Below are 24050 nucleotides of genomic sequence, written 5' to 3'. Positions count from 1 at the left end.
TATAAAATTATATTAAACAATCAAAAAATGAGAGTTATCAACAATAATAAGCAAATTAAGTGTATGTATATTTTCAATCCCAACTTGTATTAATATTTAAACTTTATAAAACAATTTAAAATTATGAGTTATTTAGCAAAAAACTATAACAGAAAGAAAATTGCTTTTAAGTATGGAAAAGGAAGTTATCTTTTTTCAACTGATGGTAAAAAATATTTAGATTTTGTTCAAGGAATAGCTGTTAACTCGTTAGGTCATGCTCATCCTAAATTAGTAAAAACAATAAGAGATCAATCAAAAAAACTTTGGCATGTTTCTAATGCTTTTCAAATTCCAGAGGGAGAAAAATTAGCGAAAAAGTTGTGCCAAAAAACATTTGCTGATTATGTTATGTTTCAAAATTCAGGAGCAGAAGCTACTGAGGCAGCAATAAAGGTTGCTAGAAGGTATTTTTATACTATTGGAAAACCAAATAAAACTCGAATTTTATGTATTAAAAATTCTTTTCACGGAAGAACTTTAGCAACTATTTTTGCAAGTGGGTCAAAGAAAATGACCGAAGGCTTTGGACATGTAGGTGGTTTTGATCATTTTGTCTTTGGAGATCATAAATCTTTAAAAAAAAAGATTACTAAAAACACAGCTGCAATTATGGTTGAAACTATAATGGGTGAAGGTGGTATTAAGGTAATACCAGATTGGTGTCTCAAAGAATTGAGAAAGTTATGCAATAAAAAGAAAATATTACTTATTTTAGATGAAGTTCAATGTGGGATTTCTCGATCTGGAGATTTTTTTGCTTTTGAAAAATCAAGAGTGGTAGCTGATATAGTGCCTATAGCTAAGGGAATAGGTTCTGGATTTCCTATTGGTGCTGTTCTAATGAATAAAAAAGTTGCCATAGGTATGACTCCAGGTACGCACGGATCAACTTTTGGCGGAAACCCTTTGGCTATGGCTGTAGGGAACACAGTTATGGATATTGTTTCAAGTAAAAAATTTCAGAACAATGTTAAAAAATCCTCAAAATATTTTTTTTTGAAATTAAATAAATTAAAAAAAAAATATCCAAGTATTATTAAGGAGATAAGAGGAAGAGGTTTATTAATTGGAATTCAACTTCAAACAGATCAAACAAAGTTTATTAAAAAATTGATGGACAATAAATTACTAACAATCCGTGCTGCTGAAAATGTTGTTCGTATTTTACCTCCTCTAAATGTTAAAATTAAAGAAATAGATATAGCATTAAAGATAATTAAAAAAGTTTGCTCAGAAATTAAATAATCATGAAACATTTCATAAATCTAAAAGATATACCTGCAAAAGATTTGAGAAAGATTATTACCGACGCCAAGAAAAGAAAAAGTTTAAGAAAAAAACTAAGCACACTTGAAGTTGATAAGGGTGCACCCTTAAAAGGAAAATTATTAATCCAAATGTTTGAAAAATCTAGTTTACGTACAAGATTAAGCTTTTATTTAGCTATAAAACAACTAGGTGGCGGTACTTTAACTCTAAGATCAAATGAACTTCATTTAGGTCAAGGGGGAGAAAGCATTGCTGATACTGCTAAAATTCTTTCGACTTATGGTGATGGATTTATGCTTAGAACTGATAGTGATAAAAAGGTTGAAAATTTTGCAAAATATTTATCAATACCGGTAATTAATGGTTTAAGTCCCTCATCTCATCCAACACAGGTTTTATCTGACGTATTTACAGTTGAAGAAATAAAGAAGAAACCAATTTCAAAATTAAACATTTGTTGGATAGGTGACTCCAATAATGTTTTGGATAGTTTAATTGCTGCCTCAGTAAAATTTTCTTTCAAACTAAGTATTGGTTGTCCTAAAAAATTTGAACCAGGAAAAGACGTTAGGGCATGGGTCAAAAGAAATAATAAAAAAATTAATATTTATAATGATGCTAAAAAAGCAGTGGTTGGTGCAGATGTAATTTTTTCTGATAAAGTTATTTCTTTAAATGATAAAGTTAATAAGAAGAAAAAAATACAAGCATTTAAATATTTTAAAATTGATGAAAAATTAATGAGTTTTTCAAAAAAACAGGGAACAATATTTCTCCATTGTTTACCCCGTGGAGATGAAGTCAGTGATAATGTTTTCTTAGGTAAAAAATCACATGTATGGCGACAAGCACTCAATAGAGTTCATGTTCAAAAAAGTATTTTGTTATATTGTTTTGGAAAATTAAGGTAGCGGCAAAGGGCTGTCTGAATTCTCATTTAGATATTTTATTACAGAGGCTCTATCTTTTTCTTTTCTAAGACCTGCATACGCCATCTTTGTTCCCTTTATCCATTTAGCAGGTTTAATTAAAAATCCATTCAGTTCTTCAAAAGTCCAATTTTTATCATATGCTGCCAGTGCTTTGGAATATTTATAGTCTTCAATCGCTCCAACTTTTCTTCCTACAACATTATATAGAGCTGGACCAATAGCATTCTTTCCTCCTTTAACAATTGAATGACAAGCTGCACATTTTTTAAAAACTTTTTCACCATGTGCAATATCTCCCATCGCCATTAATGCTGATATATCAATTTTGTCTGACGTCATGCTTGAACTGGTTGTGGATACAGTAGTGGCAGCTTCTACTTCAACTGAATAACCAGGTGTTTCAGGTTTCTCCACATGGAATATAACATCAGATAATTTTCCAATTCCGATAACAAGCAATGCAACCATTAAAACTGCAGCAACTATTTTGTTTATTTCAAAAGAATCCATTTTTTCTAAATTTTGTAGTGAACGTATAACACGATAAATAAAAAAAAAGCTAAAATTTAATGTATAAATTTGCCTCTATATTTGTTTAATGAGTATAATAATTTCAAAATATAATGAAAACTTTAGTAATTATACCTTCTAGAATGTCCGCCACCAGGCTGCCAGGTAAACCTTTACTAAAAATAAATGGTTTATCAATCATTTCACACGTCTCTAAAAAAGCAGAAGAAGCAAATATTGGAGATGTGATTGTAGCTACAGAGGATCAGGAAATTATTGAGGATGTTAAAAGCAATGGTTTTAATGCTATTTTAACTAGCAATAAACACAAGACAGGTACAGATAGAATTTACGAAGCACTTAAAAAATCAAAAATTAGAGATGTTGATTTCATTATGAATTTACAAGGTGATGAACCAGCAATCGAGATTGATGATATAAAAAGTTTGAATGACAAAATGGTAAAAAATAATTCTAAATTAGGTACTCTTGCCGCAAAAATAAAAGATATTAAAAACCTCAAGAATGAAAATATTGTAAAGGTCATCACTGAAAACAGCCTAGAAGGGGATCATTTTCCAAAGGCAGTCTACTTTTCAAGAAAATCTGAGCAGGTAGATAATATTTATCACCATATTGGAATTTATTGTTATTCAAGAGATTGTCTTGAAAAATTTGTTCACTTGGATCAATCCAAAAATGAAATAGAAAATCGACTAGAGCAGTTAAGAGCATTAGATAATAATATTGATATCAATGTTTCACTTGCAAAGTCTTCTCCAATAGGAGTAGATACTGAGGAAGATTATCTAGCCTTGAAAAAAATAATGGAATATAAGAATTTATGAGTAAAATTTATTTTCAAGGAACCTTTGGTGCATATTCTCATTTAGCAGCGCTCTCTATTGATCCTAAAACAGAAATATTGCCCTGTAAAACTTTTGATGAGTGTTTTAACAAAGCATCTGAAGAACCAGATAGTAGAATTATAATTCCAGAGTCAAATAGAATTACAGGTAACATTGGAATTGAATATTTAATATTTAAACATAGACTAAATATTTATAAAGAGCATTTTCAAAAAATTGAACACAACTTATTAGGACAACCTGGCGCTAAATTAAAAGACATCAAAGAAGTATATTCACACGCACAAGGATTGTCTCAGTGTTCAAAATTTATAAAAGAAAATAATTTAGCAGAACATATTAGAGCAGATACCGCTGGGTCTGCTGAAATGATTTCTAAAACAAAAGATGTTAAGCAATCAGCTATAGCATCTTCATTGAGTGCTGAAATTTATGGATTAGAAGTTATTAAAAAAAATATAGAAAATGAGACTGGTAATTTAACAAGGTTCTTAGTTATGGGAAAAAATATTTCTCAACCAGAATTTAAAGATAAAACCTATATAACTTCTTTTTTGTTTAAATTGAAAAGTAAGCCAGCTGCATTATATCAAGCACTAAGTGGTCCATCTTTGAATGGAGTGAACTTAACTAAATTGCAAAGTTATCCAGTAAAAAATAGTTTCGATTCTTATTTTTTCTTATGTGATTTAGATGGACATATCGAAGATCCAAAAGTTCAGAAATCTCTTGAAGAGCTAGGTCTACATTGTGAGGATTTTCACGTTCTAGGTGTTTTCGAAGCAGATAAGTTGAGACAAAAAAAATAAAAATCTTTTCTTGTAGATTAGAAATTTTAACTGCTATAATAGATATGGAGGCTAGAGGTGGATGCTGCTTGAACCCGACCAGATCTTAACGGAAGCAGTCGTAGAGACAGTTATTCAGGTTCTAGTCTCCTTATAGATGTATGAATAATAACTCAAAAGTATTAGCGCTTAAATATAGACCACAAACTTTTGATGATCTTATTGGTCAAGAGGTTGTTGCTGAAACTATTACCAATTCTATAAAAGCTGACAAAATACCTAATGCATATTTGTTCACTGGAATAAGAGGAATAGGAAAAACCACAACAGCACGAATTGTTGCTAAAGCACTTAATTGTTCAAATGGTATCGATAATTTATGCAAAGAAAACTTTTGTGAAAGCTGTAAATCTATAAGTGAGTCTAGTCATATAGATGTGCTTGAAATGGATGCAGCAAGCAAAACAGGTGTGGATGACGTAAGAGATTTAATCGAATTTTCAAGATATGGACCGACCTCGGCTAAATATAAAATTTTCATTATTGATGAAGTTCATATGTTAAGCAAACAAGCATTTAATGCTTTATTAAAAACTTTAGAGGAACCACCAGAATATCTAAAATTTATTTTTGCAACTACAGAAATTAAAAAAATTCCAATTACAGTTGTATCTAGATGTCAAAGATTTGATTTATCTAGAATTAAATCCTCAGAATTATTGGAGTTTATTAAAAAAATTAAGCATAAGGAAAATGGAAAAATAAGCGACGATGCTTTAAAGCTTATAGTAAAAATTTCTGAGGGCTCTGTTAGAGATTCTTTATCGTTGCTCGATAGAGCACTATTAAGTTTGGATGAAGGAAGAGAACTAGACTTAAATTCAGCTCAGAAAATTTTTGGGTATTTTGATAAATCTCAATTAATCGATTTGTTTGAGTTAATTTTAAAAGGTGAAGAAACAAAAGTAATAAGTATTTATAGAAAAATTTATGACCAAGGTGTTGAACCAAAGGTTTTTATTAATGATTTCTTAGAGTTACTTTACTACTTTAAAAATATTAATTCTTTAACTTTAGAAAGTACAAACTTTTCATTAAATGATGAAGAATTTTCTAAAATTAAAAATTTATCAAATCAAATAGACTCAGAGGTATTAATATTATTTTGGCAATTTGCCATCTCTTCTCTCGAAGAGATAGACGTAGTTTCAAATCAACACCTTTCAATTGAGATGTTCTTAATAAGACTAATGCATTTAAGTTCTGTAAAATCTGAAAATAAAATTGAAAATGTTGAGGCTCGCTTGAAAAGTGAAAATTTTGTAAAAAATACAGAAACTGAATTAACTTCTAAAACAATAAATCAAATTAAGAATGTTGCACAGGAAGAAAAAATCAAACCAGAAGTTCAGACAGAAATTAAAGCAGAAAATAAAATTAATATAAATGTATTTGAGGATTTAATTGAAATTTGTTCAAAAAAAAAAGAGATCAAACTTAAATACGAGTTAGAAAAAAATGTTAACCTTGTAAAATTTGAAAAAAATAGAATTGAAATATCTTTTAATGAAAGTTTAGATAAAGATTTTGTAAAAGATTTATCATCAAAGCTTTTTGAATGGACTGGTGAAAGATGGATTATTACTTTTAGTAAATTAAAAGGGCAAATGTCAGTAAAAGATAAAGAAAAAAATGTAAAAAAACAGTTAATGGATGAAATGAAAAATTCAGAAATATTTAAAAGTGTGATTGATAAATTTCCTGATGCCGAATTAATAGATGTAAATTCAAACAAAGATGGATTTGATAATGACTGATTTTAGTAAAATTTTAGATAAAGCAAAAGAACTTGAGGCAAAAATGAAAGAAAGCCAACAAAAAATTAAGGAAATTAGAGTTGAAGGAGTTTCGGGTTCAAATTCTGTAAAGATAACTTTGGATGGAGAGGGAGAGATGCAAACAATAAAGTTATCTGATGAAATTATGAAAGAGGACAAAACCATAATTGAAGATTTAATTGTTGCAGCACATAATAGTGCCAAATCTCAACTTAAATCAAAAACAACTGAGGAAATTTCAAAAGCAACTGGAGGTTTTGGAATTCCTGGTTTTAAATGGCCTTTATAATAGATGCAAAACATAAGTGAGATAGAAGAATTAATTAAATTAATTTCAAAACTACCAGGTCTAGGTCCAAAATCAGCAAAAAGAATTGTTTTAAAATTAATAAATAATCGTGACGAACTTGTAAAACCTATGGCAAATACATTGGCGCAAGTTTATAAAAATGTAGTTAGATGCAATTCATGTGGTGCATTAAAGTCAAATTCAAATGGATGCCTAAATTGTGAGAATACAAAAGAAAAATATAATAAAATTTGTGTAGTAGAGGATATTGCAGACCAATGGTCGATTGAAAATTCAAATATATTTCAGGGCTATTTTCATATTTTAGGAGGGACAATTTCTTCAGTTGGCCAAAGAAAAGAAGATTTGTTAATTAACTCATTAGTTGAAAGAGTTAATAGAGATAAAATTGAAGAGGTAATTCTTGCAACTAGTGCAACTGTAGAAGGTCAAACAACTGCATATTATATTCAAGATAGTCTTAAAAATTTAGATGTTAAAATTACTAAATTAGCGCAAGGTTTACCAGTAGGAGGAGAGATTGAAAGTCTAGATGATGGGACTTTATTTTCTGCTTTTAAAAATCGATCTAATTTGGTTTCGAACTCAGATTAGATTTTTTTTTTAACCTATTTAAGTGAAGTAATGGTTCAGTATAACCTGAAGGTTGCTCTTTACCTTTAAAAACTAAATCACACGCCGTTTGAAACGCTATTGAGTTTTCATAATCACCACTCATTTTAACATATAAGGGATCATCTTTGTTTTGGTCATCTACTATTTTAGCCATCTCTTTCATTATTTCAGTTACTTGTATTTTTGTTGTAATTCCATGATGAATCCAGTTTGCTATATGTTGGGATGAAATTCTAAGAGTGGCTCTGTCTTCCATCAGGCCAATATTATTAATATCAGGAACTTTTGAACAACCCACACCTTGATCGACCCATCTTACAACATAACCCAATAAGGTTTGCGCTGAATTAGAAATTTCTTTGTTTATATCTTCCACAGACCAATTTGGTCTGTCTGCTATTGGGATTGTTAAAAGATCATCAAGTTTAGCTGGCTCTCTATCAATTAATTTTTTTTGTTCATTGAAAATATTTATTTCATGGTAATGTAAAGCATGTAATGCAGCTGCTGTTGGAGAAGGAACCCATGCGCAGTTTGCTCCTGCTTTTAAGTGTCCTGTTTTTTGTTCCATCATATCTTTCATTTTATCTGGCATTGCCCACATTCCTTTTCCAATTTGAGCTTTACCAGAAAACCCACAACTTAAACCAATATCAACATTGTTATTTTCGTAAGCAGTAATCCATTTAGACGATTTCATGTCACCTTTTTTAATCATAGGACCAGCTTCCATTGATGTATGCATTTCATCACCAGTTCTATCTAGAAAGCCAGTATTGATAAAAAAAACTCTATTTTTAAGACTTCTTATACACTCTTTTAAATTTGCTGATGTTCGTCTTTCTTCATCCATAATTCCAATCTTGCAAGTATACTTGGGTAAATTTAGAACTTCTTCAACTTTAGAAAAAATTAAATCTGTAAATGCTGTCTCGTCTGGACCATGCATTTTAGGCTTTACAATATAAACCGATCCAGTTCTTGAATTATTTTTGTTTTTAATATCGTGTAGCGCAGCTGCCGTTGTTATAAATGCATCCATAATACCCTCAGGTATTTCACTTCCATCACTTAATAAAATTGAAGGGTTAGTCATTAAATGACCAACGTTTCTTACAAGCAATAAACTTCTACCATGTAACTTTAGACCTTTGCCATCTTTTGAGATATAGCTTCTGTGTGGATTTAATTTTCTCTCAAATAATTTTCCTTCTTTTTCAAATTTTGACTTAAGGTCTCCCTTCATTAGACCAAGCCAATTTCGATAACAAATAATTTTATCCTCTGAGTCAACTGCTGCTACACTATCTTCATTATCACAAATTGTTGACACTGCTGACTCTAGTATTATGTCACTAATACCTGCATGATCTTGTTGAGCAGCAAAAGCTCTCGAGTCTTTTAAAATTTCAATATGTAAATTATTATTTTTTAGAATAATTGCGGATGGATTATCACTTTCACCTCTATGTCCAACAAATTTATTTTCGTCCTCCAAATCAAAAATATCCGCACCTTTTAAAACTTTTAATTTCCCATATTTTACAGCAAAACTTGTAATTTTATTCCAACTCAATCCAGCTAACGGAAAGTACTTATCTAAAAAATCTCTCCCATATTTTATAACCATTTCACCTCTTAGAGGGTCATATCTTTCAGACACACTATCTTCAGATTGTTCAATTACATCCGTACCATAAAGACTATCATATAAACTCATCCATCTTGCATTCGCAGCATTTAATGCATATCTCGCATTCATCACAGGCACAACCAACTGAGGTCCTGCTATACTTGCAATTTCTTCATCAACATTTTCAGTTTCTATTTTAAAATCAGCCCCCTCATTTTTTAAATAACCAATTTCTAATAAAAATTTTTTATACTCATCTGAATTAAATTCTTTCCCTTTATTTTTGATATGCCAATCATCAATTTTATTTTGTAAATTTTCTCTAAATTTAATTAATTCTTTATTTTTTGGTGCGAGCTCATCTAGAGTTTTTTCCATACCTGACCAAAAATTTTCTGAAGACACATTTGTATTCTTTAATAATTCATCATTTACAAAGTTTGATAGCTTTTCAGATACTTTTAAGTTATTAATTTTAATGTATTTTTCTTGCATAGCACTTAAATTCGTACCCCATCTGTATTTTTGCCTGAGAGTTTTACTCCTTCGGCGGAAATCAATCTCTTTCCAGAGTGTTATGCTTTAATCGGTCCTTTTGCCTGAGAGTTTCCGGGGTGGTTGCTCCTTCGGCGCTATAAATAGTCTCTCCCGATGATTAATTTGTATCTGTTAAAAGAATTAAGTCAATTAATAAGAATTACACTCTATTTACAATCATTTTATTGCCTTTTTTGTATTTTAACGATCCGATATAAATAAATTATGAAAAATTACCTAAATTTTGAAACAGAAATTAAAGATCTAGAAAATGAACTAGAAAAATTAAAAGATCCTTACAATCAAGAGGGATTGTCTGAGGTGGATACACAAAAAATTTCAAGTACTCAAAATGAAATAGATGAAAAATTAAAAAATATTTATTCTAATCTGGATCCTTGGCAAACTACTATGGTTGCTCGGCACGAAGATAGACCAAAAGCAAAATTTTTTATAGATAATTTATTTGATGACTTTATCTCGCTATCTGGAGATAGATATTACGGTGAGGATAAATCAGTTTTAACTGGATTTGCAAAATTTAATGGAAAATCTGTATTAGTGATAGGTCAAGAAAAAGGAGAAGATTTAGATAGCAGAATTGAGAGAAATTTTGGAATGATGAGGCCTGAAGGTTATAGAAAAACCATCAGGTTAATGAATTTAGCAAATAAATTTAATATTCCGATAATTTCTTTTATTGATACACCAGGAGCATATCCGGGAGTTGGTGCTGAAGAAAGAGGTCAAGCAGAAGCAATTGCGAAATCAATTGAGTGCTGTATGGAACTTAAGGTTCCAACAATTGCAATAATTATAGGGGAGGGTGGTTCTGGTGGAGCAATAGCATTAGCCTCTTCAAACAAAGTTCTAATGTTAGAAAATGCAATTTATTCAGTGATATCTCCAGAGGGATGTGCAACTATTCTTTGGAGAGATCCGAAAAAAATGCTTGATGCTGCAAAAGCTATGAAGCTTTCAGCTAAAGATTTATTAAAATTAAAAGTTATAGATGAAATAATTGACGAACCTTTAGGTGGTGCGCACAGAGATAGAGATATAATATTAAATAATGTCAGACAAACTTTAACAAAAAATTTAAATTATTTTGATGAATTATCTTCAGAAGAAATAATGAGCGAGAGAAAAAATAAATTTCTTAAAATTGGAAGAAACGATGGTTTTATAACTAGCACTGATGATCTAAGTACATTAACCATTAAGAAAAATAATTTGGATCAAATTTTTAAATCAAAAAAAATATTACTAGCTATTATTGGTGGTTTAATTTTAGTTTCTTCAATCCTTTTACTAATTTGAATTCTATAAGGCTCCACAACAGTTTTTAAATTTTTTTCCTGTAGCCTCACATCTATCATTTCTAGAAATTTTTTGATTTTTTTTAATTAACAATAAACATTTTGGATTGTCAGATATATCGATTTTCTTTGAATCCTGTTTTTCGTTGCTTGATTCCATTACCACTTTTAAGTTCATAAGAATTGTTACAAAATCTAGTTTTAATTTTTCTAGAAGATTTGAAAATAATTCAAATGCTTCTTTTTTATATTCAACTAACGGATCTCTCTGACCATAAGATCTTAACCCTATAACTTGTCTTAATTGCTCCAAATATTGAATATGTGATTTCCAATTTAAATCGATTGATTGAAGAAAAATTCTTTTTTCTATTTCTTTAGCATGATTATCCCCTAGAAGTTTAATACGCTCGTTTCTTGTTTCTTGGAATTTGTCAGAGATTTTTTTTTTAAAATCGTTATCTTTAGCTTCAATTAAATTCTTAAATTCAGTTTCTTCAAAACTTTTTCCAATTATTTGCTTTGTTTTGTTGTGAAATTCGTTACTTTTTGGATTGGATAAATTTGAAATTTTTAACTTTATTAAATCATCAGATATTTCTTTTAAAAATTCATCTGAATAATCAAAGATATTTTCACTATTCATCGCATTTTTTCTTTGTGAAAACACAACATGCCTTTGATCATTTAGAACATTATCAAATTTAATAAGTGTTTTTCTTATATCAAAATTTCTAGCTTCAACTTTCTGCTGAGCTCTCTCTAATGCTTTATTAATCCATGGATGATCAATGCTTTCTCCGTCTTTGAGTCCTAGTTTTTCTAGCATACTATTCATAGACTCTGATCCAAAAATTCTCATTAAATCATCTTCTAGACTAACATAAAATACTGAACTGCCTTCATCTCCTTGTCTTCCAGATCTTCCTCTTGCCTGGTTATCAACTCTTCTAGACTCCATTCTTTCTGTGCCAATTACAAATAAACCACCTAAAGATTTAATTTTATCTTTATCTATTTTAAGTTGGTCTTCTGGAATAGAACCTTTCCTGCCACCAAGTTGAATGTCAACTCCTCTTCCCGAAATACTTGTTGTAATTATTAATGAATTTTCTTTTCCTGCATTTGCAATAATCTCAGCCTCATTTTCATGATTTTTTGCATTTAACACTTCATGTTTAATATTTTTTTGATTTAATAAATTTGAATAAACTTCAGATTTATTAATGCTTGAGGTAAATACTAAAATAGGTTGACCTAGTTTATTTCTTTCAATTATTTTTTCTATAATAGCATCATTCTTTTCTTTTTCTGTTCTAAAAATTAAATCATTAAAATCCTTTCGGATCATTTCTTTGTTTGTAGGAATGACAACAACAGGCAGATTATAAATTTCAAAAAACTCTTCAGACTCAGTAGCAGCTGTACCAGTACAACCAGATATTTTTTTATAAAGTTTAAAATAATTTTGATAAGTTATTGAAGCTAATGTTTGGTTTTCAGCCTGAACTTGTATTTTTTCTTTAGCTTCAAGAGCTTGATGTAAGCCATCTCCAAAACGCCTACCCTCTAAAATTCTCCCAGTAAGTTCGTCAATAATTTTAAGACTTCCATCCGCTACAATATAATCTCTTCCTTTTTCAAATAAATGATTTGCACGTAATGCTTGATTAACGTGATGAACCAAATGTAAATTTTCTGGATCATAAAAATTATTATTTTTTAAAATTCCAGCATTAGAAAAAAGTTTTTCTACATTATTTATTCCATCATTTGTTAATAGAACACTTTTTTCTTTTTCATCTATCTCATAATCCTTATCGTTTAAATTTCTAATGAGTTTATCAATTGCTAAATATTGAGCTGTTTTATCCTCAGCAGCTCCAGATATAACCAGAGGTGTTCTTGCTTCATCAATCAAACAAGAATCTATCTCATCTACAATTGAAAAATTATGTTCTCTCTGAACCATTTGTTCTTCAGAGAATTTCATGTTGTCTCTCAGGTAATCAAAACCTAATTCACTGTTAGTTGCATATGTGATGTCACATTTGTAATTTTTTTTACGCTCAGTATCATCTTGATAATTGTTAATAAATCCAGAAGTTAGACCTAGAAAATTATATATGTCTCCCATTTCTATCGAGTCTCTTTTTGCAAGATAATCATTAACAGTAACTATATGAACACCTTTTTCGCTTAAGGCATTTAAGTAAGCAGCTAATGTGATTGTTAAAGTTTTTCCTTCTCCAGTTCTCATTTCAGCAATTTTACCTTCATGCAAAGCAACACCTCCAATTAATTGAACATTAAAGTGTCTCTCGTTACGTGTTCTTTTGGCAGCTTCTCTAACTAAAGCAAAAGCTTCAGGAAGTAACTCGTCTAAAGTTTTTCCATCTTTTAACTGATTTCTAAATTCATTTGTTTTTTTTGGAAAGTCATCGTCATTTAAATTTTTAAAATCTTCCTCGTGTGAGTTTATTTTTTCAACAATTTTACCAATTCTATCTAGCTCTTTTTGATTACTAGATTTGATAAATTTTGTTATTAAATTTAATGGGTTGAACATTACTATTTGATTTATTCTTTAGTTATATTGTTTAATATATGTATTAAATAAATAATTTAAACAATATGGGAATTAATTTAACAAATTTTTTATCATCTCAATCAAAAAATACTAAAATGATTGATTTTCAAGACCTTGATCATCTAGATGGTCTTTCAATTTCGGTTGTTTCAGCAAATTTATATAAAGATATCAGAGATGATTTAACTATGTTTTATTTTAGAGAAGGTGCAAATTATGCTTCTGTTTATACTCAGTCAAAAATAGTATCTGAAAATATAAAATGGAATATCAATCAAAGACCAAAAAAAATATATTCTCTTATTGTAAATACAAGAAATGCAAATGCTTTCACTGGAAAGCAAGGGTATGAAAGTTTAAAAAAAATAGCAGATTTAACTGCTAAACAATTAAATAAAAAACAAGAAGAAGACGAAGAGAGTCCAAAGAAAATTTCTTCAAAGAATATAATATTTGGTTGTACTGGTACTATTGGAGAAATTTTTCCATATGAAAAAATTTCTAACAATATTCCAAATTTAATAAAAAAAATTACTTACACTCAAAATAAATTTATTTGGATGAAGGCAGCACTTGCAATCATGACAACAGATACAAAGCCAAAATTAGCTATGGAGGAATGTTATATTGGAAGTGAAAAAGTAAAAATATATGGAATTGCCAAAGGTTCAGGAATGATACATCCTAATATGGCTACAACACTTGCGTATATATTTACTGATGCAACTTTATCTAATGACGTTTTAGGAAAGCTATTAAAAAAAAATATAACGAATACATTTAATGCTATTTCTTGTGATGGAGATACCAGCACCAATGATATGGTAACTATCTTTGCAACTAATGAAGTTAAAAATTCTCAAGTAAAAAGTGTGAATGAAAATAAAATTAAAAATTTTGATAAAGCATTAAATAATGTTCTTTTGAATTTGGCCAAAAGAATTGTTTCAGATGGTGAAGGGGCATCAAAATTCATAACAATAAATGTTGGCAAATGTAAAAATGAGATAGATGCAAAAAAAATTGCTTTATCTATTGCAAATTCTCCACTAGTTAAAACTGCAATTTCTGGAGAAGATCCAAATTGGGGCCGAGTTATAATGGCAATCGGTAAAGCTGGGCCTAAAATTAATTTAAAAAAATTATGTGTTAAGTTTGGAAATATAACAATTGTAGAAGGTGGAAAATTAAATCAAAGTTATGATGAAAAACAAACAGCAAATTATATGAAATCTGAAAATATAGAAATAAACATTGAAACTTTTACAGGAAATAAAAACTTCACGGCTTATACTATGGATTTAACAAAAAAATATATTGAAATTAATGCAGATTATAGAAGTTAACTTATTGAAAACCTAAATTTTATAATTAACTAATAAATATGATTAAATATAAACTTTTTTGTAAAGAATGTAATTTAAAATTTGATAGTTGGTTTGCATCTTCAAACGAGTATGAAAGACTAAAAAAGAAAAAGCTTTTGAATTGCCATAATTGTAATTCAGAAAAAGTTGAAAAAACAATTATGGCACCTCAGCTAATAAGTCATAAATCAAAAACTAATCAAAAATTAAACTTAGAAAAGTATAATAAAGTAAAAAAAACTATAAAAGATTATCAAAAATTTATTAAAGATAACTTTAATTATGTTGGTGATAATTTTGCATATGAGGCTAGATCAATTCATTATAATGGTAAAAAAAAATCAAAGGGTATTTACGGTAGTGCATCAAAGGAAGATTTAAAAGAATTAAAAGAAGAGGGTATAGATGCTCAGATGATTCCTTGGATAGATGAAAAAGAAAATTAGTATTTAATAAACTTTGCTATGTAATTTACAGATAAATCTTTAGAGATACTCCATTCATCCTTAAAAATATTAAAGTTCATACCCTCTAATTTATTGAGAGATAAATCATACTTCATCAAAATTTTCTTAAGATCTTCAGGCTTAACAAATTTTTCCCATTCGTGTGTTCCAATTGGTAGCCACCTTAAAACATACTCTGCTCCAACAATCGCAAAAACATAAGATTTTAAAGTTTTATTTATTGTTGCAACAAACATTAGTCCATTTTTTTTCAAAAGCTTTGAGCATGACTTTAGAAAAAAATCTATATCTTCCACGTGTTCAACAATTTCCATATTTAAAATGACATCAAATTTTTTTTCAATTTTAAGTTTTTCTGGTGATGAACATAAATAATTAATTTTTAGCTTATTTTTTTTTGAATGAAGTTTTGCAATTTTTATATTTTTATCAGATGCATCAATACCTGTTACATTAGCGCCCATTCTTGACATTGGTTCAGATAACAATCCTCCACCACATCCAATATCTAAAATTTTTATTCCTGATAAAGGTTTGGATTTATTTTTTAATTTGAAATTATTAATAATATTTTCTTTTATATATTTTATTCTTGTTGGATTAAATTTATGAAGTGGTTTGAATTTACCCTCTGGATCCCACCATTCATTGGCCATTTTAGAAAATTTATCTATTTCTTTTTTATTTACACTGGTCATTGTGATAAATAGTTGACATAATAATTTAGATGTATTTTATCCATTATTTATTAAATATTAATAATTAAAGCTAGCATGAAAACTATCGTATTAAAATTTGGTGGAACATCTGTAGGAACTATAGATAGAATTAAAAAGGTATGCAAAATTATTGCTTTTTACAAAAAGAAAAAAAATAAGGTAGTAGTTGTTTCATCGGCAATGAGTGGTGTGACAAATGAGTTAGTTAACAAATCTAAACTTATAAGTAGCAATTTTGATACATCAGAATATGATGCATTAGTTTCGACTGGAGAGCAAGCATCATGTGCACTTATTGCTGGTAGACTAAAACATAATGGGTTTAAATCGAGATCTTGGACATCATGGCAATTACCTATTTTAACAGATGGTCCTCATTCAAGTGCAAGGATTAGTTCAATAGGTATCAAAGAACTAAATAGATATATAAATTCAGGTGGAATACCTATAATCACAGGATTTCAGGGTGTAAGTAAAGATTTAAGAATAACAACAATCGGAAGAAGCGGGTCTGATGCAACTGCAATTATGCTCGCAAAATTTATTAAAGCTGATGAGTGTATAATATATACTGACGTAGATGGAGTTTATACTACTGATCCAAGGCAGTATAAAAAAGCAAAAAAAATTAAAAAAATTTTTTATGACGAAATGTTAGAAATGGCATCTCTCGGTTCAAAAGTAATGCAGCCTACATCGGTTCAGGATGCAAAGCTGAATAAGATTGATGTTAAAGTAAAATCTTCATTTGTATCAAAATCTGGTACCTTAATAACAGATTCTAAAAAAGCATTTAGTGACCAAATTATTACTGGAATTTCATCAACAAAAAATGATGCTAAAATTACAATTGTAGGAGTAAAAGATAGACCTGGTGTTGCTGCTTCTATTTTTAAACCACTATCGAAAAATCTTATCAATGTAGATATGGTGGTTCAAAATATATCTTTAGATGGAAAAGAGACAGATCTTACATTTACTATAAAAGCTGATGATTTAAAAAAAACAGAAAAATTAATTAAACAAAATAAAAAAATATCTTTTAAAAAGTTATCTTTTGATAAAGGTGTTTCTAAAGTTTCAATCATCGGTGTCGGTATGATAACGACTCCAGGTATAACATATAGAATGTTCCAGGCACTAGCCTCAAAAAAAATTAATATTTTGGTTATTTCTACCTCAGAGATAAAAATTTCTGTTCTAGTTTCTTTTAAGCATGTTAAAAGAGCAATAGCTGCTTTACATAAAGAATTTAAATTAGATTAATTACAATGAGTTTAAGACCATTTAGAGATATTAAAAGAAGAAAAACAAAAGTAATAAATGTTGGAAATGTAAAGATTGGGGGCGACAATCCAATCTCTGTTCAATCAATGACGAATACTTTAACTACAGATGTTAAAGCAACCATAAAACAAATTAATGATATAGCTGAGGAAGGTGCTGATATTGTAAGAGTGTCTTGTCCAGATGAGGATTCTTCAAAAGCATTAAAAAAAATAATAAAACATGTATCGATACCAGTAGTTGCAGATATACATTTTCACTATAAAAGGGCTATTGAGGCAGCAGAAAATGGAGCTAGCTGTTTAAGAATTAATCCAGGAAATATTGGAGATGAAAAAAAGATACACGAGGTGTTGAAAGCAGCAAAGAATAATAATTGTTCAATAAGAATTGGAGTAAATGCAGGTTCTCTGGAAAAAGATATTTTAGAGGAATTTAAAGAGCCTTGTCCAGAGGCATTAGTTAAAAGTGCTTTAAGAAATATAAAAATTTTAGAAGATAAAGATTTTTTAAATTTCAAGATAAGTGTCAAATCATCAGATGTATTCCTTTCGATAGCAGCATATCGACAACTATCTAAAGTTATAGATTATCCTTTACACCTTGGAATTACAGAGGCAGGAAGTTTTGTATCTGGTAGCATAAAATCATCCATAGGGCTTGGTAGTTTATTAATGGATGGAATTGGAGATACTATTAGAATTTCTTTATCTGACAACCCAACTCAAGAGGTGAAAATTGGTAATGAGATATTAAAATCACTAAATCTGAGAAATAGAGGAGTAAAGATCATTTCTTGCCCTTCTTGTGCAAGACAAGCATTTCAGGTAATCGATACTGTCAAAATATTGGAAGAGAAACTAGCTCATATAAAAACTCCAATAACACTGTCAATTATTGGTTGTGTTGTTAATGGACCAGGAGAAGCTGCAATGACAGATATTGGAATTACCGGAGGGGGGAAAGGAAATAATATGCTTTATTTATCCGGTGTTCAGAATGAAAAAGTTTTGACTGATGACATAATTAATACAGTTGTAAGCGAAGTTGAGAAAAAAGCATCTGAACTAGAGAACTAATAATGATACCCTTAAAAACAGTTGAGGAATTAATTATAAGACATTCATCTATAGAAAAAGATTTGTCCACTGGTGGATTAGATAACAAGTTATTTGCCGAAAAATCAAAAGAATACTCAGATTTAAATGAGATAGTTGGAAGTGCCAAAGATTACATTTCTTTTCAAACTGAAAAAGAAGAATTGGAGAAAATATTAAATGATAGTTCTGCTGATGGAGAGTTAAAAAAAATGGCAGATATAGAATTGATAGATTTACAAAATCGATATGAAGCTAATGAAAAAAAATTAAAATTATTTTTGTTGCCAAAAGATGAAGCAGATAAAAAAAATGCGATTATTGAAATAAGAGCAGGGACAGGCGGATTAGAAGCAAGTTTATTTGCATCAGATTTATTTAAAATGTATGAAAAAGTTAGTAACAAAAAAAAATGGTCTTTAGAATTAATCTCAATATCTAGAAGTGATGCAGGAGGTTTAAAAGAAGTTATAGCCTCAATTAAAGGTACTAATATTTATTCAACACTAAAGTATGAGAGTGGAGTTCATAGAGTACAGAGAGTTCCAGATACCGAAACTCAAGGAAGAGTTCATACATCAGCAGCAACAGTAGCTGTTTTACCTGAGGCCGAGGAAGTTGACTTAAAGATTAACGATTCTGATTTAAGAATTGATGTTTTTAGAGCAGGAGGTCCAGGTGGACAATCGGTTAACACAACAGATAGTGCAGTTAGAATTACCCATATACCAACAGGTTTGTCAGTATCTCAACAAGATGAAAAATCACAACATAAAAATAAAGCTAAAGGAATGAAAATTTTGAGAGCACGTTTATATGAATTGGAAAGATCAAGGATAGACCAAGAAAGATCTCAAGACCGTAAGACAAAAATTGGCACAGGAGATAGATCAGAAAGAATAAGAACATATAACTTTCCTCAAGGAAGAGTTACAGATCATAGAATTAATTTAACTCTTCACAAATTAGATGAATTTTTAGAAGGAGAAGCATTTGATGAAATGATTGAGTCTTTAACTCTACAAGCACAAGAGGAAAGTCTTAGCAACTTAAAATAATATATGAATATCAATTTGGCTATAAATGAGGGTTCAAAAATTTTAAAGAGTAAATTTATACCTAACCCATTATTAGATTCTGAAATTTTGATGGCAAAAACAATTAATAAAGATAGAAATTATATTTTACTTAATTCCAGTAATCCTATTAATAAGAATGATTTAAATAACTTTTATAAGTTAATTAAACAGAGATCTTTAGGAAAACCCGTAGCATATTTAACTCAAAAAAAGTCTTTTTGGAATTCAGAGTTTTTCATTACAAAAGATATATTAATACCAAGGCCTGATACAGAATTGGTTGTTGAGAATATATTAAGGTTAACAAAACAAAAAAGTAAAATTAATATTTTAGAAATAGGTGTTGGTTCAGGCTGTATTATTTTATCAGTTTTAAAAGAGAGAGAAAATTTTCGTGGAACTGGTATAGATTTGAGTAAAAAATGTTTAATTATAAGTAAAAAAAACGCAATAGCTCATAAAGTTAGTTCTAGATTGAAATTATATAAATCAGATGTTGACAAATTCAATTTAGGTAAATATGATTTAATTGTTTCTAATCCTCCTTATATTAAAACATATAAATTAAAGTATTTGGAAAGAGATGTTGCTGAGTTTGAGCCAAAATTAGCGTTAGATGGTGGATTGGATGGTTTATCAGAAATCAGGAAAGTAATAAAAAAATCTTCTGAACTGGTAAAAAAAAGAGGCAAACTTATTTTAGAGATTGGTTTCGATCAAAAAAATGAAGTTATTAATTTATTAAAAAAAAATGGTTTTTATATAAACAGTATTCAAAAAGATATTGCAAATAATGACAGGTGCATAGTTAGTACAAAAATTTAACTTAAAAAATATGGTAACATTCAGAAATAATAATAACAATAGAAGAGGTAGCTTTAGAAGAAATACTAGGAGTTTTAAATCTAATGGCGATACTCCTAAATTTAACTCCAACTTTTCAAATAATGACAATTTCAAGAGAAAAGCTCCTGGAAGAAATAATCATAACGCACCAAAATTAATTGAAAAGTACAATGATTTGGCAAGAGAGGCTTTATCAAATGGAGATAAAATTTTATCTGAGAATTACTTGCAGCACGCAGACCACTTTACGAGAATACTTAATGAAAGAGAGAGCTTTAGAAAAGACAAATTTTTAGAAAACAATTCTGAAGTTTCTGATGAGAATACAGAAAATTTAAAAAAAACTAGTGGTGACGATTTAGTCAACAATTCAGGTGATGAAGATAAAACCCAAAAAGAAGTTAAATCCCAAGTGGAAATAATTTAGTTTATTCCAAGTATTTTTTCCGATTTAAGAACTTCTAACTTAATTTTTTTAGTTTCAAATAGTTTTCTTTCTTTACCTTTTAAGATCTTGCCTGAAGGAAGTTTTAATTTTTGTGAATTAACTTTTTTTCCATTTACAATTACTTCATAATGCAAATGTGGACCAGTTGATTTACCTGTAGAGCCAACATAACCAATAGTTTGACCTTGTTTAACTCTTACTCCAGGTTTAATACCTCTAGCAAATTTTGACATATGAGCATAAACAGTTTGATATGTTGAATTGTGTTTGATTTTAACACAATTACCTCCTCCTCCACACCATCCAGCTTTTTTAACAACTCCATCACCTGATGCCATTATGGGTGTTCCCATAGGGGCAGCAAAATCTGTACCACGATGCATTTTGTTGTAACCATCTATTGGATGTTTTCGCATTCCAAATGGTGAGGAGAGCCTTGCTCCATTAATTGGTGTTTTCATTAAAGCTTTTTTTACACTTTTACCATTTTTGTCATAGTGACCTTGACTGTCATTATAGTCAAAATAATATAAATTATTATCCTGTCCGCTTAATTTGAGGTTTGCAAAAAGAATTTCTCCAGTTTCCGCTATCTCATTTTTTTCGTCTAAGAAAATTTCATACATAATTTGAAATTTATCTTTTTTTCTAATATCTCTCTGGAAATCAATTTGAAATCCGTAAATTCCAGCGAATTCAACAATTATATTTGCTGGTATTTTTTTATCAGTAGCTGCTTTATATAAACTTTGCACAATTAAGTTCTCTTTATAAATTATTTCTTTTTCTAATTTGATTGATACAACTTCTTTACTAAAATTATCTTGTTGAATATTTCTTTTGAGATAAATTTTTTGAGTATTTGAAACTTGATATATAAATTCCTCAATTTTGTTGTTTGTTTTATCTAGACTAAATTGAATTATTTGATTTGTATTTAACTTATTAAGATTTACTTTTTTTTTAAGTGAGTTTTTAATTTTATTTATTTCAGATTTTTCAATAGAATAGCTCTCTAATATTTTATCGAAAGTCTCTCCAGATCTAATTTTGTGTTTAACTTTTTGATATTTTGGTTCTAAATTATTAATTAAGTGACTTAAAGTTTTTTTAAAATAAATGTTATCAATAAAATTGTTGTAAGTTTTATTATTTAAATTTTTTTTGTAGTTAAAGTAACTCGTAAAAGAAACTGTAAAAAGGATTAGGATTATTAACCCTGAAATTTCAAAATTTTTTTTGATTTTATTTTGTAAATTTTTAAGCATTTATTTTTACTAGACATTCAATTAATAGTTTAGCGGTTACCAAAAATCAAAAAAAACCCTTTAAAATAGTGTATTTTTGTTAGTTTTTTTGTTCTTAAATGCTTGATTTCCATTAATTTTAGCCTATAAGCACTGAACTTTCTCAATAAAATTATTGTTTAAACAATAAATAAGTGAGGATTATTGAGCCTTTTTTGCTCAATTAGCTATTTAAAACGTAAAAATTTAAGAAGAGAAGTGTGGACGGTTAAGGTTACCAAAATTTGTCGTACACACTTCAACATCATATAAATTTTATTCTTAGAATTTATATGGAAGCTAGTGTGCGCCGTTTTTAAACTTGAGAGTTTGATCATGGCTCAGAACGTACGCTGGCGGCACGCCTAACACATGCAAGTCGAACGAAGTAGCAATACTTAGTGGCAGACGGGTGAGTAACATGTAGGTATCTGCCCTTTGGCCTGGAATAACACGAGGAAACTTGTGCTAATACCGGATAAGTCTTTACGGAGAAAGCTTTATGCACCATTGGATGAGCCTGCACTTGATTAGTTTGTTGGTGGGGTAATGGCCTACCAAGACTGTGATCAATAGCTGATTTGAGAGGATGATCAGCCACATTGGGACTGAGACACGGCCCAAACTCCTACGGGAGGCAGCAGTGGGGAATCTTGCACAATGGAGGAAACTCTGATGCAGCGATGCCGCGTGAGTGAAGAAGGCCCTTGGGTTGTAAAGCTCTTTCGTCGGGGAAGAAAATGACTGTACCCGAATAAGAAGGTCCGGCTAACTTCGTGCCAGCAGCCGCGGTAATACGAAGGGACCTAGCGTAGTTCGGAATTACTGGGCTTAAAGAGTTCGTAGGTGGTTGAAAAAGTTGGTGGTGAAATCCCAGAGCTTAACTCTGGAACTGCCATCAAAACTTTTCAGCTAGAGTATGATAGAGGAAAGCAGAATTTCTAGTGTAGAGGTGAAATTCGTAGATATTAGAAAGAATACCAATTGCGAAGGCAGCTTTCTGGATCATTACTGACACTGAGGAACGAAAGCATGGGTAGCGAAGAGGATTAGATACCCTCGTAGTCCATGCCGTAAACGATGTGTGTTAGACGTTGGAAATTTATTTTCAGTGTCGCAGCGAAAGCGATAAACACACCGCCTGGGGAGTACGACCGCAAGGTTAAAACTCAAATGAATTGACGGGGACCCGCACAAGTAGTGGAGCATGTGGTTTAATTCGAAGATACGCGCAGAACCTTACCAACACTTGACATGTTCGTCGCGACTTTGAGAGATCAAAGTTTTCGGTTCGGCCGGACGAAACACAGGTGCTGCATGGCTGTCGTCAGCTCGTGTCGTGAGATGTTGGGTTAAGTCCCGCAACGAGCGCAACCCTCACTTTTAGTTGCCATCATTAAGTTGGGCACTCTGAAAGAACTGCCAGTGATAAGCTGGAGGAAGGTGGGGATGACGTCAAGTCCTCATGGCCCTTACGTGTTGGGCTACACACGTGCTACAATGGTATCTACAACAGGAAGCAAGACTGCGAAGTTAAGCAAATCCTTAAAAGATACCTCAGTTCGGATTGCACTCTGCAACTCGAGTGCATGAAGCTGGAATTACTAGTAATCGTGGATCAGCGTGCCACGGTGAATGCGTTCCCGGGTCTTGTACACACCGCCCGTCACACCATGGGAGTTGGTTCTACCTTAAGGCAAGGTTTTAAACCCTTGACCACGGTATAGTCAGCGACTGGGGTGAAGTCGTAACAAGGTAGCCGTAGGGGAACCTGCGGCTGGATTACCTCCTTTCTAAGGATGAATGAAAGTAATATTTCATTCTAAATAATATACAGGATAATGTTGACCGTCCTCATTTCTCTTCTTAAAGTAGTGTTTCTCTTGCATGGGGGCCGGTAGCTCAGTTGGTTAGAGCACACCCTTGATAAGGGTGGGGTCGAAAGTTCGAGTCTTTCTCGGCCCACCAATTTAAGATCTTGGGGGATTAGCTCAGCTGGGAGAGCGCCTGATTTGCATTCAGGAGGTCAGCGGTTCGATCCCGCTATCCTCCACCAAAACACTTAGTTATAAAAAATTGTGAATAATAATAATTAATATCAATATCTATATCCGAACATTAGTAATGTTATTAGCTAATGTTCAAAATAAAAATTTGATTCAACACAGAATTTTTTTCTGTGCATAAATCAAGCGTTTAAGG

At 30.3% G+C, this 24050-nt stretch carries 20 protein-coding genes, 2 tRNA genes, 2 rRNA genes and 1 riboswitch (1 of these 25 running past the window's edge); of the genes, 19 read left to right on the top strand and 5 right to left on the bottom strand.

Features of this window, described 5'->3' with window-relative positions; genetic code table 11:
• Positions 1-123: 123 nt before the first annotated feature.
• Both ACTT9R_RS04850 and argF read left to right on the top strand, forming a co-directional pair.
• Entirely contained in the window at positions 124-1287 is a 1164-nt protein-coding gene (locus ACTT9R_RS04850) for an aspartate aminotransferase family protein (protein ID WP_440926893.1), read from the top strand.
• Between the two features lie 2 nt (positions 1288-1289).
• Positions 1290-2222 (top strand): ornithine carbamoyltransferase, encoded by a 933-nt coding sequence (argF, locus tag ACTT9R_RS04845; RefSeq protein ID WP_440926892.1) that lies wholly within the window; start codon positions 1290-1292, stop codon positions 2220-2222.
• Here argF and ACTT9R_RS04840 read toward each other — a convergent pair.
• On the bottom strand, positions 2214-2753 hold the full coding sequence (locus ACTT9R_RS04840; RefSeq protein WP_440926891.1) for a c-type cytochrome: 540 nt from the start codon (positions 2751-2753) through the stop codon (positions 2214-2216). The two genes, argF and ACTT9R_RS04840, sit on opposite strands and share 9 nt — an antisense overlap.
• 113 nt (positions 2754-2866) lie before the next feature.
• Here ACTT9R_RS04840 and kdsB point away from each other — a divergent pair, with 113 nt between their 5' ends.
• From kdsB to recR, 5 genes are all read left to right on the top strand, one after another.
• Entirely contained in the window at positions 2867-3601 is a 735-nt protein-coding gene (gene kdsB, locus ACTT9R_RS04835; RefSeq protein WP_440926890.1) for a 3-deoxy-manno-octulosonate cytidylyltransferase, read from the top strand.
• On the top strand, positions 3598-4431 hold the full coding sequence (locus ACTT9R_RS04830) for a prephenate dehydratase domain-containing protein (RefSeq protein ID WP_440926889.1): 834 nt from the start codon (positions 3598-3600) through the stop codon (positions 4429-4431). The genes kdsB and ACTT9R_RS04830 overlap by 4 nt, the downstream gene beginning before the upstream one ends.
• 140 nt (positions 4432-4571) lie before the next feature.
• Positions 4572-6227 (top strand): DNA polymerase III subunit gamma/tau, encoded by a 1656-nt coding sequence (dnaX, locus tag ACTT9R_RS04825; protein ID WP_440926888.1) that lies wholly within the window; start codon positions 4572-4574, stop codon positions 6225-6227.
• Entirely contained in the window at positions 6220-6537 is a 318-nt protein-coding gene (locus ACTT9R_RS04820; protein ID WP_075485012.1) for a YbaB/EbfC family nucleoid-associated protein, read from the top strand. The genes dnaX and ACTT9R_RS04820 overlap by 8 nt, the downstream gene beginning before the upstream one ends.
• 3 nt (positions 6538-6540) lie before the next feature.
• Complete coding sequence (recR, locus tag ACTT9R_RS04815; protein WP_023854366.1) at positions 6541-7152, top strand: recombination mediator RecR; 612 nt, start codon at positions 6541-6543, stop codon at positions 7150-7152.
• On the opposite strand, the gene ACTT9R_RS04810 is transcribed toward recR, so the two are convergent.
• The gene (locus ACTT9R_RS04810; protein WP_440926887.1) at positions 7127-9301 is read right to left on the bottom strand and encodes a malate synthase G; all 2175 of its coding nucleotides are present in this window, start codon (positions 9299-9301) and stop codon (positions 7127-7129) included. The genes recR and ACTT9R_RS04810 overlap by 26 nt on opposite strands.
• 82 nt (positions 9302-9383) lie before the next feature.
• A riboswitch (glycine riboswitch) is annotated at positions 9384-9467 on the bottom strand.
• Between the two features lie 101 nt (positions 9468-9568).
• On the opposite strand from ACTT9R_RS04810, the gene ACTT9R_RS04805 reads away from it, so the two are divergent.
• Entirely contained in the window at positions 9569-10663 is a 1095-nt protein-coding gene (locus tag ACTT9R_RS04805; protein ID WP_440926886.1) for an acetyl-CoA carboxylase carboxyltransferase subunit alpha, read from the top strand.
• A 3-nt stretch (positions 10664-10666) separates the two neighbouring features.
• Here the strand turns inward: ACTT9R_RS04805 and secA are convergent, their stop codons facing one another.
• Complete coding sequence (secA, locus tag ACTT9R_RS04800) at positions 10667-13231, bottom strand: preprotein translocase subunit SecA (RefSeq protein ID WP_440926885.1); 2565 nt, start codon at positions 13229-13231, stop codon at positions 10667-10669.
• Between the two features lie 65 nt (positions 13232-13296).
• Between secA and argJ the strand changes: the two genes are divergently transcribed.
• Together argJ and ACTT9R_RS04790 are read left to right on the top strand one after the other, a co-directional pair.
• A complete protein-coding gene (gene argJ, locus ACTT9R_RS04795) occupies positions 13297-14598 on the top strand; it encodes a bifunctional glutamate N-acetyltransferase/amino-acid acetyltransferase ArgJ (protein ID WP_440926884.1) in 1302 nt (433 codons plus the stop codon).
• Between the two features lie 38 nt (positions 14599-14636).
• Positions 14637-15065 (top strand): DUF1178 family protein, encoded by a 429-nt coding sequence (locus ACTT9R_RS04790; RefSeq protein WP_440926883.1) that lies wholly within the window; start codon positions 14637-14639, stop codon positions 15063-15065.
• Here ACTT9R_RS04790 and ubiG read toward each other — a convergent pair.
• A complete protein-coding gene (gene ubiG / locus ACTT9R_RS04785) occupies positions 15062-15784 on the bottom strand; it encodes a bifunctional 2-polyprenyl-6-hydroxyphenol methylase/3-demethylubiquinol 3-O-methyltransferase UbiG (protein ID WP_440926882.1) in 723 nt (240 codons plus the stop codon). The two genes, ACTT9R_RS04790 and ubiG, sit on opposite strands and share 4 nt — an antisense overlap.
• 75 nt (positions 15785-15859) lie before the next feature.
• On the opposite strand from ubiG, the gene ACTT9R_RS04780 reads away from it, so the two are divergent.
• From ACTT9R_RS04780 to ACTT9R_RS04760, 5 genes are read left to right on the top strand one after another with little or no spacing between them, the layout of a single operon-like run.
• Positions 15860-17071 (top strand): aspartate kinase, encoded by a 1212-nt coding sequence (locus ACTT9R_RS04780; RefSeq protein WP_440926881.1) that lies wholly within the window; start codon positions 15860-15862, stop codon positions 17069-17071.
• A 5-nt stretch (positions 17072-17076) separates the two neighbouring features.
• Entirely contained in the window at positions 17077-18171 is a 1095-nt protein-coding gene (ispG, locus tag ACTT9R_RS04775) for a flavodoxin-dependent (E)-4-hydroxy-3-methylbut-2-enyl-diphosphate synthase (protein ID WP_440926880.1), read from the top strand.
• Between the two features lie 2 nt (positions 18172-18173).
• Positions 18174-19247, top strand: a complete 1074-nt coding sequence (prfA, locus tag ACTT9R_RS04770; RefSeq protein ID WP_440926879.1) for a peptide chain release factor 1 — start codon at positions 18174-18176, stop codon at positions 19245-19247.
• Positions 19248-19250: 3 nt separating this feature from the next.
• The gene (gene prmC / locus ACTT9R_RS04765; protein ID WP_440926878.1) at positions 19251-20093 is read left to right on the top strand and encodes a peptide chain release factor N(5)-glutamine methyltransferase; all 843 of its coding nucleotides are present in this window, start codon (positions 19251-19253) and stop codon (positions 20091-20093) included.
• Between the two features lie 10 nt (positions 20094-20103).
• Entirely contained in the window at positions 20104-20541 is a 438-nt protein-coding gene (locus ACTT9R_RS04760; RefSeq protein ID WP_440926877.1) for a DUF4167 domain-containing protein, read from the top strand.
• Here the strand turns inward: ACTT9R_RS04760 and ACTT9R_RS04755 are convergent.
• Complete coding sequence (locus tag ACTT9R_RS04755) at positions 20538-21830, bottom strand: peptidoglycan DD-metalloendopeptidase family protein (protein ID WP_440926876.1); 1293 nt, start codon at positions 21828-21830, stop codon at positions 20538-20540. The two genes, ACTT9R_RS04760 and ACTT9R_RS04755, sit on opposite strands and share 4 nt — an antisense overlap.
• A 336-nt stretch (positions 21831-22166) precedes the next feature.
• On the opposite strand from ACTT9R_RS04755, the gene ACTT9R_RS04750 reads away from it, so the two are divergent.
• From ACTT9R_RS04750 to ACTT9R_RS04735, 4 genes are all read left to right on the top strand, one after another.
• Positions 22167-23641 (top strand): 16S ribosomal RNA (locus ACTT9R_RS04750).
• A 98-nt stretch (positions 23642-23739) separates the two neighbouring features.
• Positions 23740-23816, top strand: a tRNA-Ile gene (locus ACTT9R_RS04745).
• A 12-nt stretch (positions 23817-23828) separates the two neighbouring features.
• Positions 23829-23904, top strand: a tRNA-Ala gene (locus tag ACTT9R_RS04740).
• A gap of 130 nt (positions 23905-24034) precedes the next feature.
• Positions 24035-24050, top strand: a 23S ribosomal RNA gene (locus tag ACTT9R_RS04735); it runs 2737 nt beyond the window's last position.
• The 16S and 23S rRNA genes sit together here with 2 tRNA genes alongside, the layout of an rRNA operon.

It is taken from the genome of Candidatus Pelagibacter sp., assembly GCF_052049835.1.
Classification (GTDB): Bacteria; Pseudomonadota; Alphaproteobacteria; order Pelagibacterales; family Pelagibacteraceae; genus Pelagibacter.
This window is presented reverse-complemented; position numbering and strand designations above follow the sequence as displayed.

Excerpts from the sequence above, each read along its gene's own strand:
- ACTT9R_RS04755 (WP_440926876.1), bottom strand. The coding sequence starts at position 21,830 with ATGCTTAAAAATTTACAAAATAAAATCAAAAAAAATTTTGAAATTTCA.
- ubiG (WP_440926882.1), bottom strand. The coding sequence starts at position 15,784 with ATGACCAGTGTAAATAAAAAAGAAATAGATAAATTTTCTAAAATGGCC.
- prmC (WP_440926878.1), top strand. The coding sequence starts at position 19,251 with ATGAATATCAATTTGGCTATAAATGAGGGTTCAAAAATTTTAAAGAGT.
- ACTT9R_RS04820 (WP_075485012.1), top strand. The coding sequence starts at position 6,220 with ATGACTGATTTTAGTAAAATTTTAGATAAAGCAAAAGAACTTGAGGCA.
- ACTT9R_RS04810 (WP_440926887.1), bottom strand. The coding sequence starts at position 9,301 with ATGCAAGAAAAATACATTAAAATTAATAACTTAAAAGTATCTGAAAAG.
- ACTT9R_RS04805 (WP_440926886.1), top strand. The coding sequence starts at position 9,569 with ATGAAAAATTACCTAAATTTTGAAACAGAAATTAAAGATCTAGAAAAT.
- kdsB (WP_440926890.1), top strand. The coding sequence starts at position 2,867 with ATGAAAACTTTAGTAATTATACCTTCTAGAATGTCCGCCACCAGGCTG.
- ACTT9R_RS04840 (WP_440926891.1), bottom strand. The coding sequence starts at position 2,753 with ATGGATTCTTTTGAAATAAACAAAATAGTTGCTGCAGTTTTAATGGTT.
- ACTT9R_RS04790 (WP_440926883.1), top strand. The coding sequence starts at position 14,637 with ATGATTAAATATAAACTTTTTTGTAAAGAATGTAATTTAAAATTTGAT.
- ispG (WP_440926880.1), top strand. The coding sequence starts at position 17,077 with ATGAGTTTAAGACCATTTAGAGATATTAAAAGAAGAAAAACAAAAGTA.
- ACTT9R_RS04850 (WP_440926893.1), top strand. The coding sequence starts at position 124 with ATGAGTTATTTAGCAAAAAACTATAACAGAAAGAAAATTGCTTTTAAG.
- argF (WP_440926892.1), top strand. The coding sequence starts at position 1,290 with ATGAAACATTTCATAAATCTAAAAGATATACCTGCAAAAGATTTGAGA.
- ACTT9R_RS04830 (WP_440926889.1), top strand. The coding sequence starts at position 3,598 with ATGAGTAAAATTTATTTTCAAGGAACCTTTGGTGCATATTCTCATTTA.
- dnaX (WP_440926888.1), top strand. The coding sequence starts at position 4,572 with ATGAATAATAACTCAAAAGTATTAGCGCTTAAATATAGACCACAAACT.
- ACTT9R_RS04780 (WP_440926881.1), top strand. The coding sequence starts at position 15,860 with ATGAAAACTATCGTATTAAAATTTGGTGGAACATCTGTAGGAACTATA.
- ACTT9R_RS04760 (WP_440926877.1), top strand. The coding sequence starts at position 20,104 with ATGGTAACATTCAGAAATAATAATAACAATAGAAGAGGTAGCTTTAGA.
- argJ (WP_440926884.1), top strand. The coding sequence starts at position 13,297 with ATGGGAATTAATTTAACAAATTTTTTATCATCTCAATCAAAAAATACT.
- secA (WP_440926885.1), bottom strand. The coding sequence starts at position 13,231 with ATGTTCAACCCATTAAATTTAATAACAAAATTTATCAAATCTAGTAAT.
- prfA (WP_440926879.1), top strand. The coding sequence starts at position 18,174 with ATGATACCCTTAAAAACAGTTGAGGAATTAATTATAAGACATTCATCT.
- recR (WP_023854366.1), top strand. The coding sequence starts at position 6,541 with ATGCAAAACATAAGTGAGATAGAAGAATTAATTAAATTAATTTCAAAA.